This is a genomic window from Streptomyces boncukensis (genome assembly GCF_011045075.1).
In the GTDB taxonomy this organism is placed as follows: Bacteria; Actinomycetota; Actinomycetes; order Streptomycetales; family Streptomycetaceae; genus Streptomyces; species Streptomyces boncukensis.
In genome coordinates, this window is the sequence record NZ_JAAKZZ010001099.1 from 1 (window position 1) to 564 (window position 564).

At 75.7% G+C, this 564-nt stretch carries 1 pseudogene; it reads left to right on the forward strand.

Annotation, left to right across the window (positions count from 1 at the left end):
- Positions 1-225: 225 nt before the first annotated feature.
- Positions 226-564, forward strand: a pseudogene (locus G5C65_RS38140) (apolipoprotein N-acyltransferase); the annotation flags it as partial.

Here is a 564-nt window from a genome sequence, read left to right on the forward strand (position 1 = left end):
GACGGATGCAGAGCCCGCTAGGGCCTCCGGCACCTCGTGCTGGGCAGGGGCTGCCCCTGCCGTACTTCGCAGTCCGAGAGCTGGGGGGAGGCTGTGCTGCTGCGGCACGGAGCGCACCGGGGTTCCGACCACTCGTACGGTCGACCGCGCGCCCTCGCCCGCGCCGGTCTTCCGCGCGCACACTGGTGGTGCGGGTCGGCATACCGGACGGTCAGGAGGCGCGGCATGCCCAGGGTCCTGGCTTCCCCGTGGAGACGCGGGGCGCTCGCGCTGCCGGCGGGCGGGCTGCCCGCCCTCGCCTTCCCCGCGCCCTCGCTGTGGTGGCTGGCGTACGGCGCGCTGGTGCCGTGGATGCTGCTGGCCCGCGCGGCGCCCACACCGCGCGCTGCCGCCCTCACCGGCTGGCTGGGCGGCACGGGGTTCATGCTGGCGCTGCACCACTGGCTGGTGCCGAATCTGCATGTGTTTCTCGTGCTGCTCGCCGCACTGCTGGGGCTGCTGTGGGCGCCGTGGGGCTGGCTCGTCAGGCGCCTGCTGCACGGCGGGCCCTCCGCGGCGCGGCTG